Source organism: Acinetobacter brisouioides (assembly GCF_004331075.1).
Taxonomy (GTDB): domain Bacteria; phylum Pseudomonadota; class Gammaproteobacteria; order Pseudomonadales; family Moraxellaceae; genus Acinetobacter.
The window spans coordinates 234,663-249,588 of sequence record NZ_SJNX01000001.1 but is presented as its reverse complement, the minus strand read 5'-3'; the positions used below and the strand labels follow the sequence as shown (position 1 = coordinate 249,588).

Sequence of the window (14,926 nt, the reverse complement as noted above, 5' to 3'; positions counted from 1 at the left end):
GCTTTTTTTATGTCTTGTTATTTAATGATTCTGTTGAGTAGCTTAAAGACAACGGCTTATTTTTTATTTAATGGGAATTTATCGGCCACTAACCCATAAATTGCAGCAAATGGTAATGCACTTCGAACCAAATAAGCTGCGTTCCACATACCGCCATGATTGGCACCATCCATGAGCAATTCCAGTGGATGATCCAGCTGATTATTCGGATTGGCAAGCGCTTTAGGGTTGCGTAGGTCATGAATCCACATCGCTGCCATGAGCGCATTAGTAGTTTCTGGTTGAAAGGCTTCTACATTAAACAAATGTGCACCATTAAATGCAGCTTTAAGTAGTGGGTTTTTAGTCACAGAGTGTGTGGTGGTCGATGGTGCGATATTGATACAGACATGCTGACCTTGTTCTCGTGCCATAATGGCTCGCCACTGCTGAATTCGCTTAGCAAGAGCATAGTTAGGGCCTTGTTCAATAACCAGACAATCCGCAATCGCATAATCTTTACCATTGTTCGAATGATAGAGCTCGCGAGAATGTGGTTTTAGGAAATGACGAATACTAAGATTTGAAACGCCTTTGGCGAGCAATTTTTCAATGGTAGAGCGTTCTCTGGATTTTTGCTTGCAATGCTCAACCACATGTTTAGGAACCGCGTAGACGTCGGTAGGAGTACACATAAACATCAGGCTGGAGTCAGGTTTCTGTTCGCTGACATACTGCATGATTGCATCCATTGCCATCGCAACGCGGACATGTTTTTCGCCATCCAGATAAGCAATGGCTGCCATATGCAGGCGCTGAGGCATTTGAGCGAGCCAACCTGCAATTTCAGGCGTTTGGGTCAGCAAATTTGCACCCAGTTTATGACTTAACTCACTGATCGAAGAGTCATTTGCAAGAGGTTCCTGACTAGGTGCGATCAGTGTTGCATTGCCTTGTTCTATCGTATTTAAAATACGTGACCAAACTTTTTCATTAGGCAGATCAATCGCGACAATGTTGGCTTTCCATTTGCAAAGCCAAGTCAGAGGGCCTGCTTCTGAACCTGCGCCAAACAGCACCATGTGGTAATTTGACAAATCGAGCCATTCTGGATGTGCCTGAACCTCACGTAAGGCATCCACATGGCTAGGTTCAATAATACCTTGCTCTTCCCAAGCTACAATCTGATCAAGTAGGGCTTGTCCTCTAAGTTCCTGGCCGTGGTAGGGAATATACCACTCTGGTATGTGCTGACCTTTCCCTTTGATTGTGATGCTATGTAAATTCTGAATATGTGGTACTCGCATAAAATCTTTAAGCGAGTGGTGCTGATTATCGCGGTAAAATTCAAATAATTGATGCGCCTTATGTAAACCCTGACTGGCAATCTTGAAAGGGTTATCCTGATATAAAATACCGTGATGCACCATTGCCTTAAAATAATGCGGATAACGCTTGCGCCAGTTCTTTTCCTTCAGCACTTGTTGCGACAATTTGTTGTCAACCAAAGCCAGTGCTTCAGAAATAATCTGTTTGCCTGTACGTGAGGTGCTGGCACGATGGGTTTGCGGGTCAATTGGAAATTGTAATCCTTCAGGAGCAGACATTGATCTATCCTTATTTTCATTTACTGCGATCATGATTCATTATGTATCCCAATACAGGAAAAGGCTTAACATAAATGATCAAATTTGCTAAAAAATGTAGCTTTTATTAGAAGAATGGCACATGTTGAATTTGATTAAAGAAGTAACCAATAACGGCAGGGTTGACTACAATCGTGACAACGACACCATAGACTGCTCCCCAGAGATGCGCACTGTGATTAATATGGCCACCTTGACGTTTACTTGACCAAATACTGTAGCCTACATATAAAATTGCAAAAACAATGGCAGGCATGGGAATGAAAAAGACCAGAATTAGACTCCAGGGTTTAAACAAAATATAAGAAAATAGTACGGCAGAAACCGCACCTGAAGCCCCTAAACTTGCCCACTGATAATCATTTTTATGTTTTAGATAACTTGGCAAGATACTAAAAATTAATGCACCAAAATAAAACAGCACAAAACCCATATTGTCTAAGTATTGGCGATAAAACTGTTCAATCACGCTACCAAAGAAAAATAGGGTAATCATGTTAAACAATAAATGAGTGCCATCGGCATGAACAAAGCCATGCGCAAAGAAACGGTCATATTGACCTTGTTGAACGGCAGGTGGCCAAAAAATTAGTCGGTTCATGACTTGCTGCTTGGAAAACGCCAGCAACGAGATTGCAACAGTGATAATAATTAAGGTAATGGTGTGGTTAAAAGGTAAATGTAACATAAGATTTTCGCTTAATTCCGATCAGGTTTTATAGAGGCGAGATGCAGGCGATAAAAGAATTCCGACAATTTTAGTTGATTTTTCTCAATTCCCCCATATCTTCAGTTAAAATACAATCTTCATATTGAGGAAAAACGTTATGTCGACTGAGAACATCAGCACTAAAGTGACAGACGCAGAGGAAATTCCAAATTTATTGATTACTCCCTCTGCACAAGAGTATTTAAGTGATTTATTGGAAAAACAAAATACTTCAGGCATTGGTGTTCGTGTTTTTGTAGAAAACGCAGGAACGCCGCGTGCTGAATGCTGCATGGCCTATAGTGCGCCAGATGAAGTAATTCCAACAGACTATAAGCAAGATTACCCAGATTTTCCTGCCTTTGTTGATCGCCCATCAATTCCGTATTTGCGTGATGCTGTAATCGACTATAACAAAGATCGCTTTGGTGGTCAGCTGACTTTCCGTGCGCCAAACTCGAAAGTGCCGCGTGTTGGTCCAGATGCTTCGATTGAAGAACGCATCATCTATGTGTTACAAGCTGAAATTAATCCAGGTCTTGCAGGACATGGCGGTAGTTGTTCGTTGGTTGAAGTCCAAGATGACGCTGAGAATGGTTTAACCGCAGTACTAAAATTTGGTGGTGGTTGTCAGGGCTGTTCAGCAATCGATGTGACCTTGAAGCAGGGTGTTGAAACGACTTTGCGTGAACATATTCCTGAGCTGCAACGTGTGGTTGATCAAACCGACCATAGTCAGGCTGAAGGCGCTTATTTTAAATAATAAAAAGCTTTTGAAGTAAAGCCAAAACCTCCATAAATGATGGAGGTTTTTTTATGATCTGAAAAAATCTAGCTTATACACGATAGCCAAAAGATTGAGTAAAGTTTTGACTGTATTTATTTGGCTAGGTGATTCCTTTTTCTACCGCTTGATGTATCGCTGATCAATGATGAGATAACCAGTTGCCACGCCCAACAAGGGGATGGCACTGGAGAGTTACTTGGCTAAACAATCTGGGTCTAAATGAAATAGATCTCAGATGTAATCAAACCTATGATTTGCTGTTGTCGAATGCCAAAATTTGCCGTGTTGTTTCAGCATAATAAAAACGTTCTAAAAAAATACGTGCGCGTTGTCTTAAATAACCTGAGTCAGTTACTTGTTGCATAACAGCTGTAAATAATGGCTGTAACTGCTGCATGAGTAAGCCTTCATCTATATTTAAATCACGCAGTAACTGTTGGAAGTTACGTTCCTGATTGCGTACATACCACGTATATAAACCATCATGTAGCTGCTGTTTTAAATAGTCCGTTTGACGCAGATGATTCCAAACCTCATGTGCAAGCTCAACGGTATATGGCAAGTCTTCTAGGACGATATAATTTTTAAACACGCTGAGTGGCGAGGCTTTGATTTTGTGCCAAAGATTCGCCTGAAAATAATAGAGCTTTTCATTGTCAAAATGCTGATTCAGCACTTGTTCGCTCAGTTGACTCAATTTTACGATATTTTTTTGTAGATAATGTGCCACTGTCTGTTCAAAGCGAGAGTCTGTGACACTTTCAAACACCGATTTTCCCATTTTCATAAAACGCCCAACAGTTGGGACGCGTTTTCCCATGCTATGTTCGAAATAATCTTCTAAGGATTGTTGAATCAGTTGGGAAATCATGGCAGAAAAAGCTGGATGATTCACAACCCGATGAATTAATTTGTGACGATGTTCAGTTTTGCTCGCAACATATTGAGCAATTTTGTCAATGGTCATGACATCGAAGATATCTGCAATTTTTGTATGATCATTGAGGTCATGTACCAAAGCAAAACGGATATGCTCAACACATTGTTCAATAAAAAATGCGCTTAACTGGTTTTTTAAGACTTGTTGTTCCAACAAATTAAACAGACTTTGAAAGTCCCACAAATCCTGCAAGTTTTGTGTTGTAAACCAATGAAAAAACGCCTGAACTTCATCCTGTAAATTTTTAGGTTGAGAAAATTCCTGCTCTAAAAAATCGAGATGAGCTTCAATTAATTGCTCTATACGAGGATGTGCAGCAGTGGCAGTCATAGACAATCAAAATCAACATGGAAAACTTTCAGTATACCTTGTCTAAAAAAACAGATGCTAGAGATAGATTTTATGCAGATTAAAAAAACTTGGGAAAAAGCGGATTGAATTGTGAAATGCAGACCAATAAGTTCTACAAAGAGGATGTTTTAGTCAGTGACAAGCGTGCTATGCAGTTTTAGAATGTTGTTGATTTTTCAATTTAAAGCGAATGGGAAATAACATGTTAACGGCACAAGAAGCCCTAGAGCGTTTAAAACAAGGTAACGAGCGTTTTGTAAATGGGAAATCCTCAATTCCTGACCTCGTTTCACAAGAACACCGTGAACTACTCACGACAGACCAAAATCCGTTTGCAATTATTTTGGGTTGTTCGGATTCTCGAGTTCCTGCTGAAATTGTATTTGATCAGGGCTTGGGTGATTTGTTTGTAATTCGTGTTGCAGGTAATATTGTTGCGCCTTCTCAAGTGGGAAGTGTGGAATTTGCAGCAGAACGCTATGATTGTGCTGTTGTGGTTGTTTTAGGTCATAGTCACTGTGGCGCGATTCAGGCAACTATCGATACTTTAATGAATCCTGAAAGCCCACCATCAAGCAACTTGATGTCAATTGTCAATCGTGTGCGTCCATCGGTTGAGATTTTGATGCAGACTGAACTCAAACACGATCTTTGCAAACTTTCAGAACATGCAGTACGTTCAAACGTCTTTGCATCAGTCAATCAGTTACGTCATGGCTCAGCAGTATTAGAAAGTCTGATTGCTAAAGGTAAAATGATTGTTGTCGGAGCTGAATACTCACTCCAAACGGGTAAAGTCGACTTTTTTGATTTCTAAGCATTAAAAAACAGTTTTATTCTGAAATAGAATGATATTTTGTTTTAAACAAACGCCTGATGAATTTTCATTGGGCGTTTTGTATTTTTAAAGATAAATCTCGTTGGTGTTGGAACTGTACTGCCTGATTACCGAACAATCTTGACGAATCACTGTTACTGACTACATATGAGCGTAAATCTGCTTACACCCAACCCAACACATAAAAAAACCGAGCTAATGACTTAACTCGGTTTTGAATCAAATACATCCTGGGCTTCTTTCCCTAATCCGTTGCATTTTTCCCTATGCAATAAATGCAACGAAAGGGTAAACTATGACGATACAGATTAGTTGCGCAAGAAGTCTTTAATCAGCGGCACAAGACGTTGAATCAGGTCATCAGCCTGTTCTTGAGTCATGTTTAGTGCTGGCAATAAACGTACAACATTACCCGCAGTCACATTAATGATTAATTGCTTTTGTTCACGAGCAATATTGACCAATGCACCACAGGCTTTCGGTAATTCAATCCCGATCATCATACCAAAACCACGCACAGTGACATTCAATTCACCCAGTTGGCTACGTAACTGATCAACAATGTATTGACCAATTTTTCCAGCATTCTCAACAATATTTTCTTTTTGAAGTATATCAAGCACGGTATATACCACACGCGAACCCAAAGCTGTACCACCATAAGTTGAACCATGGTTACCTGCTTGTAACACGCCTACAGCACGACCTTGAGTCATTACAGCGCCAATCGGGAAGCCATTTCCTAAACCTTTCGCCGTGGTTAATACATCAGGAATAATATTGGTGTGTTGGTAAGCAAAGAATTTACCTGTACGACCATTACCTGTCTGTACTTCATCAAGCATCATCAGCCATTGGTGCTGGTTACAGATTTGGCGAATTTCTTCTAAATAACTAAACCCTTGAGGTGCAGTATTGACGCCACCTTCACCTTGAATTGGCTCAACCAGTATTGCCACAATATCAGGATGGGCTAAAGCAAGCTCTTGGATTGCTTCAATATCGCCAAATGGAACACGTAGAAAACCTTCAACTAAAGGCGCAAAACCTTCTTGAACTTTAGTGTTACCTGTTGCCGAAAGTGTTGCCAAAGTACGCCCATGGAAAGAATGTTCAGCGACAATAATTTTTGGCAATTGGATGCCTTGCTGATGGCCATATTTACGTGCAATTTTGATTGCACCTTCATTGGATTCTGCACCACTGTTAGAAAAGAAGATTTCTTCCATACCAGACACTTCTGCCAGTTTTTGTGCCGCAGCAGTTTGCCAAGGAATCTCAAACAGGTTGCTGGTATGAACAAGGGTTTGTGCCTGTTCTGCAATGGCTTGTGCGATAACAGGATGTGCATGCCCCAAACCACAAACTGCGATCCCTGTTAGTGCATCGAGGTAAGCTGTGCCATCTTCAGTATATAAATATGAACCTTGTCCTCGTACAAAACTGATCGGTTGGCGACCATAAGTTGCCATTAAATGAGAAGGCTGATCAGTTTGTACCGGAGCAAGGGTAATATTACTCATGTTAATCTCGTATTGGTTTTAGATTAAAAAAGGTTTATATAAACAAAATCTGCCACAGATGGAAAGTCATAATAAGAGAAAAACAGAAAAATTCTCGACATACCCACCTTATTCTTAAGTTTTAGGTATAATACCGCCTAGAATAGTTGAGGATTTATCTATGACTGAACAAGCACGCGATACTGAAGCGTTAATTCGTGATCAAATTGCTAAACATGCTGTACTTCTATATATGAAAGGCACACCACAATTCCCACAATGTGGTTTTTCTGCACGTGCAGTAGAAGCACTCAGTCAGATTGGTCGTCCGTTCGCGTATGTGAATATTCTGGAAAACCCTGATATTCGTGCAACTTTACCAAAAATTGCAAACTGGCCAACATTTCCACAGCTTTGGATTAATGGCGAGCTAATTGGCGGTAGCGACATCATGTTAGACATGTTCCAAAAAGGTGAATTACAGCCTTTAGTTGAACAATACAGCCCAGTACCAGAAGCATAATCTGTTGCCGATCTGAAAAGCGCCATATCTGGCGCTTTTTTATTGTGGCGAGTTCGAGAAAATCATCATGAAAATTAGTTTTATTGGTTCTGGGCGTGTAGCTACCCATTTGGCAATCGCCTTACAACAATCGGGACATCAGATTCAGCAGGTCTATAGCCCGAATTTGACTCATGCTCAGCAGCTTGCGATACTGGTTCATGCTGGTGCAGTGGATCAGTTACAGCAATTAGATCATCAGATTGATCTGTTAATTATCGCAGTGAAGGATCAGGCGATTGCTCAGGTGGTTCAGCAATTACCGGAACATTTATCTCATACATTACTGCTGCATACTTCAGGTAGTACCGACCTTCAAGTTTTACAACAGCAACATGAGCGCTGTGGCGTGTTATATCCATTACAAACTTTTAGTTTTGAAAAATCAGTGGATTGGCAGCAAGTGCCACTACTACTGGAAACCAGTCAACCACAAGATTTGACCTTATTACAAGATTTAGCACAGCAGTTAAGCTCGCGGGTGTATGTATATTCATCCGTGCAGCGTTTGAGTTTGCATTTGGCTGCGGTGTTTGCCTGTAACTTTAGCAATTATTGTTACGATATGGCAAAACAGGTAGTAGATGGTGCCGCAGTTGATTTTAGCTTGCTCTATCCTTTAATTTTAGAAACTGCGCAAAAAGCCACAGAGTTTAATCCGAAAGATGTGCAAACGGGCCCCGCGGTACGTCAAGATCAACAGATTTTGAAGATGCATCAAGATATCTTGCAGCATCAACAACGAGCTGATTTAGCTGAGATTTATCAACAATTGAGTCATGCAATCCAGTGCAGACACATAGAAAAATAAAGCAATAGCAGTTATTCCTATTCCATGATGAATTACCAATACGCTAGAGCCATCTGGGGGATTGCTTTAGTATTGAAAATGAGAATTTATATTCATAATCGAAAATAACAAAATCAAGAGGATAGAATGGCAAAGAATTTTCATGATCCACAAGTGGTTGCCAATTATGATCAGCATATCACCAAGCTCATACCTGGTTATGAGCTGATCCATCAGCAGATCGCGGCAATTTTACAGCACTATTTACCAGAGTCTGCACGAGTTTTGGTGGTGGGCTGCGGCACAGGTTATGAGTTGGCTTATTTGAGTCAACAGCATCCTGACTGGCAATTGACAGGATTAGACTTGTCTGCCGCCATGCTGGAAACTGCACAACAGCGTTTGGCTGGGGTGAATCAAATTGAGTGGATTGAAGGGGATTTGAACTGTCTGGATTCAACGATGCAGTATGATGCTGTCTTAAGCATACTGGTTGCTCATTTTATTGAACCCTCAGAAAAACTCGGTTTTTTCCAGTCGATTTGTCGGCATTTAAAACCCACTGGCTTACTGTTGAGTGTAGATTTGACTCAACCTGAGCAGGAGAGTGATCTTGCCATTTTGCAACAGGTGTGTGAGCAAACTGGTTTAACACCTGAGCAAAGCCAGAAAATGCGTCAGCGGTTACAGCAAGATTTTCATTTATTCAGTCGTGAACAGAATATTCAACTCTTGCATCGTGCAGGGTTTGCTCGAGTCACAAGTTTTTGGCAAATGCTGCAATATCATGGCGTGATGGCATTTCCTGTTTAAGCAGACTTATTATTAACCGACTTGGCATTTTATATATGAAAATAAATTATTCTACTGTGAGGCTGTCCAGTGGCATGATTTTGATTAAGCATTGGTGTATATAATTAATTGAATTATTAAAGTTTTATTGTTGGTTTTCTTGGGGAAAGCATAATGCCAAGTCACCTTGGCATTACGCTAAAAATCAATTATTTGATTTTCTTAAAAATAAAATCATTAATCTTGTGACCTGACTCTAAACCACGACGTTCAAATTTGGTCAGAGGGCGCCATTCTGGGCGAGGGTAGCTGTTGCCTTTGCCTGCCAGATTTTCTAGGTTTTCCCGATTGTCTAAAACATCAAGCATCCATTCTGCGTATGGTTCCCAGTCGGTTGCGGCATGGAATGTACCGCCAAGTTCCAGTTTTTGTTCCACCAGAGCCATGCGTTCATCGATCACAAAACGGCGTTTGAAATGACGTTTTTTCTGCCACGGGTCTGGGAAGTACAATTGTACACAGTTAATACTGGCATCTGGCATTTCACGCAAAACCTGAATCGCATCGGCATCTAGCACTTTCAGATTGTCTACATCTACTTTGCCTGCTTCATAAACACATTGGGCAATACCAGGAATATGTACTTCAATCCCGACATAGTTACGTTCAGGATTGGCTTGTGCCATGAGTACGAGTGAACGTCCCATTCCAAAACCAATTTCAACAGTGAGTGGACGCTCAGGATGTGAAAAATGCTGACGTAAATCACCGACTGGATATTCCAAAATAAAGTGACGATGTTGTTCCAGCGCGGTACGTTGTGAAGTATTTAGCGGAGCTGAGCGACGCATAAATGTCACAATTTCACGGTGCTCGTGCAAATTGTCTAACTCAACAATTTGTGGTTCAAGTTGCTCGTTACTCATAAGAATGGAATTCAATGATTTAAAAACCGATATTTTAAGTCGCGATTTAAGCAAGTCAAATAAAAAATCTCTCATCCATGCGATGGCGCTATAGCTTTAGGCAGCAGGAAATGAGTTTTATTGTTTTTTTGCAAGTAATGTACTTTTTTGCAATTTTCGTGATTCAGTGCTTGCAACTTGTATTGCGGCGTTTTAAAACACTTAAGTCAGAGTAAAAAACATAGAAAAAGGACGAGAGACGAGCTATGAAGCTGTATTATTCGCCAGGGGCTTGCTCACTTGCAGCCCATATTATATTAAATGAAATTAATGTTGATTTTGACTTGGAAAAAGTCAACTTAAAAACCCATACCACAGAAAAAGGGAGTGATTATTATCAAATTAATCCAAAAGGCTATGTGCCTGCTTTAGAGATTAACCCAGGCTTGATTTTAACTGAAATGGTTGCGATTTTACCTTTCTTGGCACAGCATGACCCACATCAGGACTTGATTCCACCCTCAGGTCTGGGGCGTGCTAAAGTGTTGGAATGGTTGGGTTACTTAAACTCGGAACTGCATGATGCATATGCCGTATTTTTTGGTAAACCACTGACAGATGACGAAAAATCTAGAGCCTATCAGGAGATTGATCGGTTGCTAGATTATATTGATCAGGCAATTGCCAATTCGGATACCGAATACTTGGTTGGTGATAATTTTGGTCCCGCTGACGCTTATCTGTTTGTGCTGACCAACTGGTCACCGTTAATTAAGCATGAGCTTAACCCATATAAGCACATTATTGCATTACGTAACAAAGTAGCTGTGCGCCAGTCTGTACAGATAGCAATGCGTGATGAAGGTTTAATTAGTTAATTATTGGTTTTTATCGAGCTATTTTAAAATTAAATAAGAAAAAAGGAGCAATTGCTCCTTTTTTTATGCTAGTGCAGCTTTAATTTTTTCTGCGAAACCTTTGATTTTATCCTGATTCCCCATTTCTGCGGCATGGCGGCGTAGCTCGTGAATCGAGCTTGGAATCAGGTGGAAATGCACATGCGGTACAGTTTGTCCTGCGGCTTCACCTGAAAGTTGCATAAGTACAATGCCTGATGCATTCAGTGCAGTTTCAATGGCACGTGCTACTTTTTGCACAATTTGAATGGTATAAGCAGCATCTTCTGCGGGTAAATCCAGTAAAGTCTCGGCTTGCGCTTTTGGAATCACCAAAGTATGACCATCGGCTTGAGGCATAATGTCCATAAATGCAAGTACGCGGTCATCTTCATAGACTTTAATTGCTGGAATTTCGCCACGTAAAATTTTTGCAAAAATATTTTGGTCATTATATGCCATAACGTATTTCCTTAAATTGCTGAATTATTTACAGCTTAATTCTTTCTGACGAGCCTTGATTTGGTCAAGCTTTTGTTGCTCTTTATCAGAAAATTTAGGTTTGGTGGTGTGGCAGTTATCATTGCCGTATTTGGCTTTGGCTTCAGGATCGCTAAAACAATAGCCTTTTGATGCATAAATCAGATTATAGTCGTCTTTGAGTTTTTGGCATTCTTGCTCAGAGGCTGCAAGCGCATTGATGCTGAACAATCCTGTCAACATCGCAATAAGCGCAACTGAAAAGTTCTTCATGAGCTGTTCCTTTATTTGTAACGATATGTGTTTATACACAAGGTTTAATATGGATACAGTTGCACCAAATTGCAATGTTTAAAGATTACTCAATTGTAATCTTACTCCATGATTCGTACATTTTTGCCACAGTAGAGAAATCGCTGTTTTCTTCAGCTAAAGCATTTGAAGCTTGAATCAGGCTTTGTGACAAACCAATCACAGGTGCAGCAAGCTTGGCTTCACGTACCAGATCAACCGCAATGCCTGTATCTTTTGCCAGAAGTGGCAAAGCAAAAGTCAGTGGGAAACTACGGTTAAAAATACGGTTGGGTAGAATATTACTGGTCACGGTGCTTTGCCCACTTGACGCATTAATACATTCAAATGCTTCTATCAGGTTTACGCCGTGTGCTTTTAGTGTTGTTGCACCTTCACAAGCTGCACATAAATGCACTGCCATGAGCATGTTATTCACCGCCTTTACCGCAAAACCTGCACCAGACTCCCCAACATGTTTTATCAGTCTGCCAACTGCTTGCATGGCAGGTAAAGCGCGTTCAAAGGCTGCTGCATCGCCACCGACCATAACGGTTAAAGTGGCATTTTCAGCTCCAACAGTTTGTCCACTCACAGGTGCATCAAGATAATCAACACCTTGCTGTTTGAGTTGCGCTGCAAGTTGTTGTGCACTCGCAGGGACACCACTGGTACAGTCGACCCAGATTGCGCCTGATTTGATTTTGACACTGTTAATCAGGTTTTCAACATCTTGGCTGGTCGGTAAGCAAGAAAAAATGATATCGGCTTGTACGGCTTGTTCTAAAGAAACTGCTTGTGTTGCATACGTTTGAGCATGTTGTTTAGCTTTTTCTTCTGTGCGATTCCAAACGAAAACTTGCTCAAAGTGTTTAGGTAAATGTGCTGCCATATGGTAGCCCATAGCACCTAAACCGAGGAATGCAACAGATGAGATGGTCATGGTAAGTCCTTGATAATATGGATTGGGAGCTTTAAAGCAATCACTATGCCAAAATCACTGCATACTGAAATGGCAATCTTCAGCTATTGATATAACCAATTTTGATAAGATCGGCAATGTAAAATGGCGTTATAAATTTAAATGGTTGCTGGAAATTTATTCAAATGGGAAATTTGAGTAGTGAAACTTTGTCGTGAAAAACAGTTATAGCTCAAAAAATGCATACCTACATCGTAATCATGAAATATTTTACCTTGACCGATTGGCTATAAGGCGCTCAAAATGTTGGCAGTTTTGATTCTATGCATAGCGTTATATAAAGAGTAGAGCTCATGAGCCAGCACGACGATTCCCAATATCAACTAGATACTTTAGCCATCCGTACAGGGCACACTCGCAGTTTTGAGGGTGAACATAGTGAACCGATTTTTCTGACTTCGTCTTTTGTCTATGCTAACGCTGCCGAAGCCGCAGCAAAATTCTCAGGCAAAGAGCCAGGCAACATTTATTCACGTTTTACCAACCCAACCGTTGCCATGTTCGAAAAACGCCTCGCAGCCTTAGATGGTGCAGAGCGTGCAGTGGCAACAGGTTCGGGTATGGGTGCGATCTTGGCGATTGCGATGGCGTACTTAAAAGCGGGCGATCATGTGATTTGTTCACGTGCTGTCTTTGGTTCAACGGTCAGCCTGTTTGAAAAATATATTGGTAAATTTGGCGTTGCAGTTGATTTTGTAGATTTGACCAACTTGCAAGCTTGGCAAGATGCGATTCGCCCAGAAACTAAACTGTTCTTTGTCGAATCACCATCGAACCCATTGGCAGAAATTGCAGATATTCAAGCATTGTCTGATTTAGCGCATGCTCATGGTGCATTATTGGCAATCGATAACAGCTTCTGTACGCCAGCTTTACAACAGCCTGTCAAGTTTGGTGCTGACCTTGTGATTTATTCAGCAACCAAATATATCGATGGTCAGGGGCGTGCTTTAGGCGGCGCTGTAGTTGGTAAACATCAATTACTTGAAGAAGTTTTTGGTGTGGTACGTACCCTTGGTCCATCAATGAGCCCATTTAATGCATGGGTATTTTTAAAGGGCTTGGAAACTTTGCGTTTGCGTATGAACGCACACTGTGAAGGTGCACAAAAACTGGCTGAATGGCTCAATCAACACGATAAAGTTGAAAAAGTTTACTATGCGGGTTTACCTGAGCATGTAGGGCACGAACTTGCAGCGAAACAGCAATCTGGTTTTGGCGGCATTGTATCGTTCGAAGTCAAAGGTGGTCGTGAAGCAGCTTGGAAAGTGATTGATCATACCCAGTTCATTTCAATTACGGGTAACTTGGGCGATGTAAAATCAACCATTACTCACCCAGCAACCACGACACATGGTAAATTATCCGATGCGGCTAAAGCTGCGGCGGGCATTCGCGAAGGTTTGATTCGCGTATCGGTTGGTTTGGAAGATATTCATGATATTATTGCCGACCTTTCTCGTGGTCTCGATCTGATTTAATTTTGGAGTCAATCTGATGAATATTAATATGCTGATGCAGCAAGCCCAGCGCATGCAAAAAGATATGGAAGTTAATCTGAAAAAAGCCAAAGAAGAGCTTGCACAAACAGAAGTGCATGCGGAAGCTGGCGGTGGTCTGGTAAAAGTCACTATGACTTGCCGTCATGTGGTAAAACGTATTGAAATTAGCCCAGATTTGCTACAAGACGAAGCAGACATGATTGAAGACTTGATTGCAGCAGCAATGAACGATGCAGCACGTCAAGCTGAAGTAATTTCAGAAGAAAAAATGAAAGCTGCAAATGCTGGTACAGGCTTACCACCTGGTTTATCTGGTTTGTTCTAAGGTAGCTACTAGGTGTTTAGTCCTCGTTTTGAACAGCTTGTTCAAGCATTGCGCACCTTGCCAAGCGTTGGGCCGAAGTCGGCTCAGCGTATGGCATTACATTTGATCATGAAAAATCGTGAAGGTGCTTTTCAGCTTGCACATGCTTTGCATGAAGCGGCAACATATATTCAAAGCTGCCATGTTTGTCATTCACTAAGTGAAGATGAAATTTGCGAGATTTGTGCGTCACTACGCCGAGACGATACGGCGCTGTGTGTCGTTGAATCACCTGCCGATGTCATGGCAATTGAGCAAAGTGCTGGGTTTTATGGGAAATACTATGTATTGGGTGGGCATTTATCACCCTTAGATGGTATTGGACCTGAAGAAATTGGTATTCCTGCATTAATTCAACGTTTAAAGCAGGGGCAGGTTCAGGAAGTCATTTTGGCAACCAACGCTACGATTGAAGGTCAGGCAACAGCGCATTATATTTTAGAAGCGTGTAAGGCTTTACCCGTAACAATGACGCGAATCGCTCAAGGTGTACCACAAGGTGGTGAACTTGAGTATGTAGATAGTCATACTTTAAGCCAAGCTCTGCATCATCGTATGCAATTAAAATAATTCAATTCGCCATTCAAAAATCTATCATTTGAGTGGTTTT

General features: G+C 41.1%; 16 protein-coding genes and 1 pseudogene. 9 read left to right on the top strand and 8 right to left on the bottom strand.

Features of this window, described 5'->3' with window-relative positions; genetic code table 11:
- Positions 1-56 precede the first annotated feature (56 nt).
- Both E0H77_RS01190 and E0H77_RS01185 read right to left on the bottom strand, forming a co-directional pair.
- The gene (locus E0H77_RS01190) at positions 57-1,586 is read right to left on the bottom strand and encodes a hypothetical protein (RefSeq protein ID WP_131374338.1); all 1,530 of its coding nucleotides are present in this window, start codon (positions 1,584-1,586) and stop codon (positions 57-59) included.
- A gap of 106 nt (positions 1,587-1,692) precedes the next feature.
- A complete protein-coding gene (locus E0H77_RS01185; protein WP_131374336.1) occupies positions 1,693-2,313 on the bottom strand; it encodes a rhomboid family intramembrane serine protease in 621 nt (206 codons plus the stop codon).
- Between the two features lie 139 nt (positions 2,314-2,452).
- Here E0H77_RS01185 and nfuA point away from each other — a divergent pair, with 139 nt between their 5' ends.
- Complete coding sequence (nfuA, locus tag E0H77_RS01180; RefSeq protein ID WP_131374334.1) at positions 2,453-3,097, top strand: Fe-S biogenesis protein NfuA; 645 nt, start codon at positions 2,453-2,455, stop codon at positions 3,095-3,097.
- A gap of 271 nt (positions 3,098-3,368) precedes the next feature.
- Here nfuA and E0H77_RS01175 read toward each other — a convergent pair whose 3' ends face one another.
- The gene (locus E0H77_RS01175) at positions 3,369-4,391 is read right to left on the bottom strand and encodes a hypothetical protein (protein WP_131374332.1); all 1,023 of its coding nucleotides are present in this window, start codon (positions 4,389-4,391) and stop codon (positions 3,369-3,371) included.
- Positions 4,392-4,614: 223 nt separating this feature from the next.
- On the opposite strand from E0H77_RS01175, the gene E0H77_RS01170 reads away from it, so the two are divergent.
- Complete coding sequence (locus tag E0H77_RS01170) at positions 4,615-5,229, top strand: carbonic anhydrase (protein ID WP_131313408.1); 615 nt, start codon at positions 4,615-4,617, stop codon at positions 5,227-5,229.
- Between the two features lie 329 nt (positions 5,230-5,558).
- On the opposite strand, the gene E0H77_RS01165 is transcribed toward E0H77_RS01170, so the two are convergent.
- Positions 5,559-6,773 (bottom strand): aspartate aminotransferase family protein, encoded by a 1,215-nt coding sequence (locus tag E0H77_RS01165; RefSeq protein ID WP_131374330.1) that lies wholly within the window; start codon positions 6,771-6,773, stop codon positions 5,559-5,561.
- 160 nt (positions 6,774-6,933) lie between these two features.
- Here E0H77_RS01165 and grxD point away from each other — a divergent pair, with 160 nt between their 5' ends.
- The 3 genes from grxD (at position 6,934) to E0H77_RS01150 (ending at position 8,917) form a co-directional block, all read left to right on the top strand.
- Positions 6,934-7,275 carry a Grx4 family monothiol glutaredoxin gene (gene grxD, locus E0H77_RS01160; RefSeq protein WP_131374328.1) on the top strand — a complete coding sequence of 114 codons (342 nt, stop codon included), beginning with the start codon at positions 6,934-6,936 and terminating at the stop codon, positions 7,273-7,275.
- A 67-nt stretch (positions 7,276-7,342) separates the two neighbouring features.
- Positions 7,343-8,125, top strand: coding sequence for a Rossmann-like and DUF2520 domain-containing protein (locus E0H77_RS01155; protein WP_131374326.1), 783 nt, complete (start codon positions 7,343-7,345; stop codon positions 8,123-8,125).
- Positions 8,126-8,251: 126 nt separating this feature from the next.
- Complete coding sequence (locus tag E0H77_RS01150) at positions 8,252-8,917, top strand: class I SAM-dependent methyltransferase (protein ID WP_131374324.1); 666 nt, start codon at positions 8,252-8,254, stop codon at positions 8,915-8,917.
- A 188-nt stretch (positions 8,918-9,105) separates the two neighbouring features.
- Here the strand turns inward: E0H77_RS01150 and trmB are convergent, their stop codons facing one another.
- On the bottom strand, positions 9,106-9,822 hold the full coding sequence (gene trmB / locus E0H77_RS01145; RefSeq protein WP_131374322.1) for a tRNA (guanosine(46)-N7)-methyltransferase TrmB: 717 nt from the start codon (positions 9,820-9,822) through the stop codon (positions 9,106-9,108).
- 245 nt (positions 9,823-10,067) lie between these two features.
- Between trmB and E0H77_RS01140 the strand changes: the two genes are divergently transcribed.
- Positions 10,068-10,679, top strand: a complete 612-nt coding sequence (locus tag E0H77_RS01140; protein WP_131313413.1) for a glutathione S-transferase family protein — start codon at positions 10,068-10,070, stop codon at positions 10,677-10,679.
- Positions 10,680-10,742: 63 nt separating this feature from the next.
- Here the strand turns inward: E0H77_RS01140 and E0H77_RS01135 are convergent, their stop codons facing one another.
- The 3 genes and pseudogenes from E0H77_RS01135 to E0H77_RS01125 form a co-directional block, all read right to left on the bottom strand.
- Positions 10,743-11,159 (bottom strand): HIT family protein, encoded by a 417-nt coding sequence (locus E0H77_RS01135; RefSeq protein ID WP_131374320.1) that lies wholly within the window; start codon positions 11,157-11,159, stop codon positions 10,743-10,745.
- A 24-nt stretch (positions 11,160-11,183) separates the two neighbouring features.
- Positions 11,184-11,450 (bottom strand): YARHG domain-containing protein, encoded by a 267-nt coding sequence (locus E0H77_RS01130; protein WP_131313415.1) that lies wholly within the window; start codon positions 11,448-11,450, stop codon positions 11,184-11,186.
- Between the two features lie 85 nt (positions 11,451-11,535).
- A pseudogene (locus E0H77_RS01125) lies at positions 11,536-12,414 on the bottom strand (NAD(P)-dependent oxidoreductase); the annotation flags it as partial.
- 329 nt (positions 12,415-12,743) lie between these two features.
- Between E0H77_RS01125 and E0H77_RS01120 the strand changes: the two are divergent.
- From E0H77_RS01120 to recR, 3 genes are read left to right on the top strand one after another with little or no spacing between them, the layout of a single operon-like run.
- Positions 12,744-13,931 carry an O-succinylhomoserine sulfhydrylase gene (locus E0H77_RS01120; protein WP_131374316.1) on the top strand — a complete coding sequence of 396 codons (1,188 nt, stop codon included), beginning with the start codon at positions 12,744-12,746 and terminating at the stop codon, positions 13,929-13,931.
- Positions 13,932-13,944: 13 nt separating this feature from the next.
- Positions 13,945-14,277 carry a YbaB/EbfC family nucleoid-associated protein gene (locus tag E0H77_RS01115; RefSeq protein WP_319922752.1) on the top strand — a complete coding sequence of 111 codons (333 nt, stop codon included), beginning with the start codon at positions 13,945-13,947 and terminating at the stop codon, positions 14,275-14,277.
- Positions 14,278-14,289: 12 nt separating this feature from the next.
- On the top strand, positions 14,290-14,886 hold the full coding sequence (gene recR / locus E0H77_RS01110; protein WP_131374314.1) for a recombination mediator RecR: 597 nt from the start codon (positions 14,290-14,292) through the stop codon (positions 14,884-14,886).
- Positions 14,887-14,926: the final 40 nt, after the last annotated feature.

What these genes read in the sequence shown, in the direction of transcription:
- E0H77_RS01190 (WP_131374338.1), bottom strand. Translation starts at nt 1,586, where the DNA reads ATGTCTGCTCCTGAAGGATTACAATTTCCAATTGACCCGCAAACCCAT.
- E0H77_RS01185 (WP_131374336.1), bottom strand. Translation starts at nt 2,313, where the DNA reads ATGTTACATTTACCTTTTAACCACACCATTACCTTAATTATTATCACT.
- nfuA (WP_131374334.1), top strand. Translation starts at nt 2,453, where the DNA reads ATGTCGACTGAGAACATCAGCACTAAAGTGACAGACGCAGAGGAAATT.
- E0H77_RS01175 (WP_131374332.1), bottom strand. Translation starts at nt 4,391, where the DNA reads ATGACTGCCACTGCTGCACATCCTCGTATAGAGCAATTAATTGAAGCT.
- E0H77_RS01170 (WP_131313408.1), top strand. Translation starts at nt 4,615, where the DNA reads ATGTTAACGGCACAAGAAGCCCTAGAGCGTTTAAAACAAGGTAACGAG.
- E0H77_RS01165 (WP_131374330.1), bottom strand. Translation starts at nt 6,773, where the DNA reads ATGAGTAATATTACCCTTGCTCCGGTACAAACTGATCAGCCTTCTCAT.
- grxD (WP_131374328.1), top strand. Translation starts at nt 6,934, where the DNA reads ATGACTGAACAAGCACGCGATACTGAAGCGTTAATTCGTGATCAAATT.
- E0H77_RS01155 (WP_131374326.1), top strand. Translation starts at nt 7,343, where the DNA reads ATGAAAATTAGTTTTATTGGTTCTGGGCGTGTAGCTACCCATTTGGCA.
- E0H77_RS01150 (WP_131374324.1), top strand. Translation starts at nt 8,252, where the DNA reads ATGGCAAAGAATTTTCATGATCCACAAGTGGTTGCCAATTATGATCAG.
- trmB (WP_131374322.1), bottom strand. Translation starts at nt 9,822, where the DNA reads ATGAGTAACGAGCAACTTGAACCACAAATTGTTGAGTTAGACAATTTG.
- E0H77_RS01140 (WP_131313413.1), top strand. Translation starts at nt 10,068, where the DNA reads ATGAAGCTGTATTATTCGCCAGGGGCTTGCTCACTTGCAGCCCATATT.
- E0H77_RS01135 (WP_131374320.1), bottom strand. Translation starts at nt 11,159, where the DNA reads ATGGCATATAATGACCAAAATATTTTTGCAAAAATTTTACGTGGCGAA.
- E0H77_RS01130 (WP_131313415.1), bottom strand. Translation starts at nt 11,450, where the DNA reads ATGAAGAACTTTTCAGTTGCGCTTATTGCGATGTTGACAGGATTGTTC.
- E0H77_RS01120 (WP_131374316.1), top strand. Translation starts at nt 12,744, where the DNA reads ATGAGCCAGCACGACGATTCCCAATATCAACTAGATACTTTAGCCATC.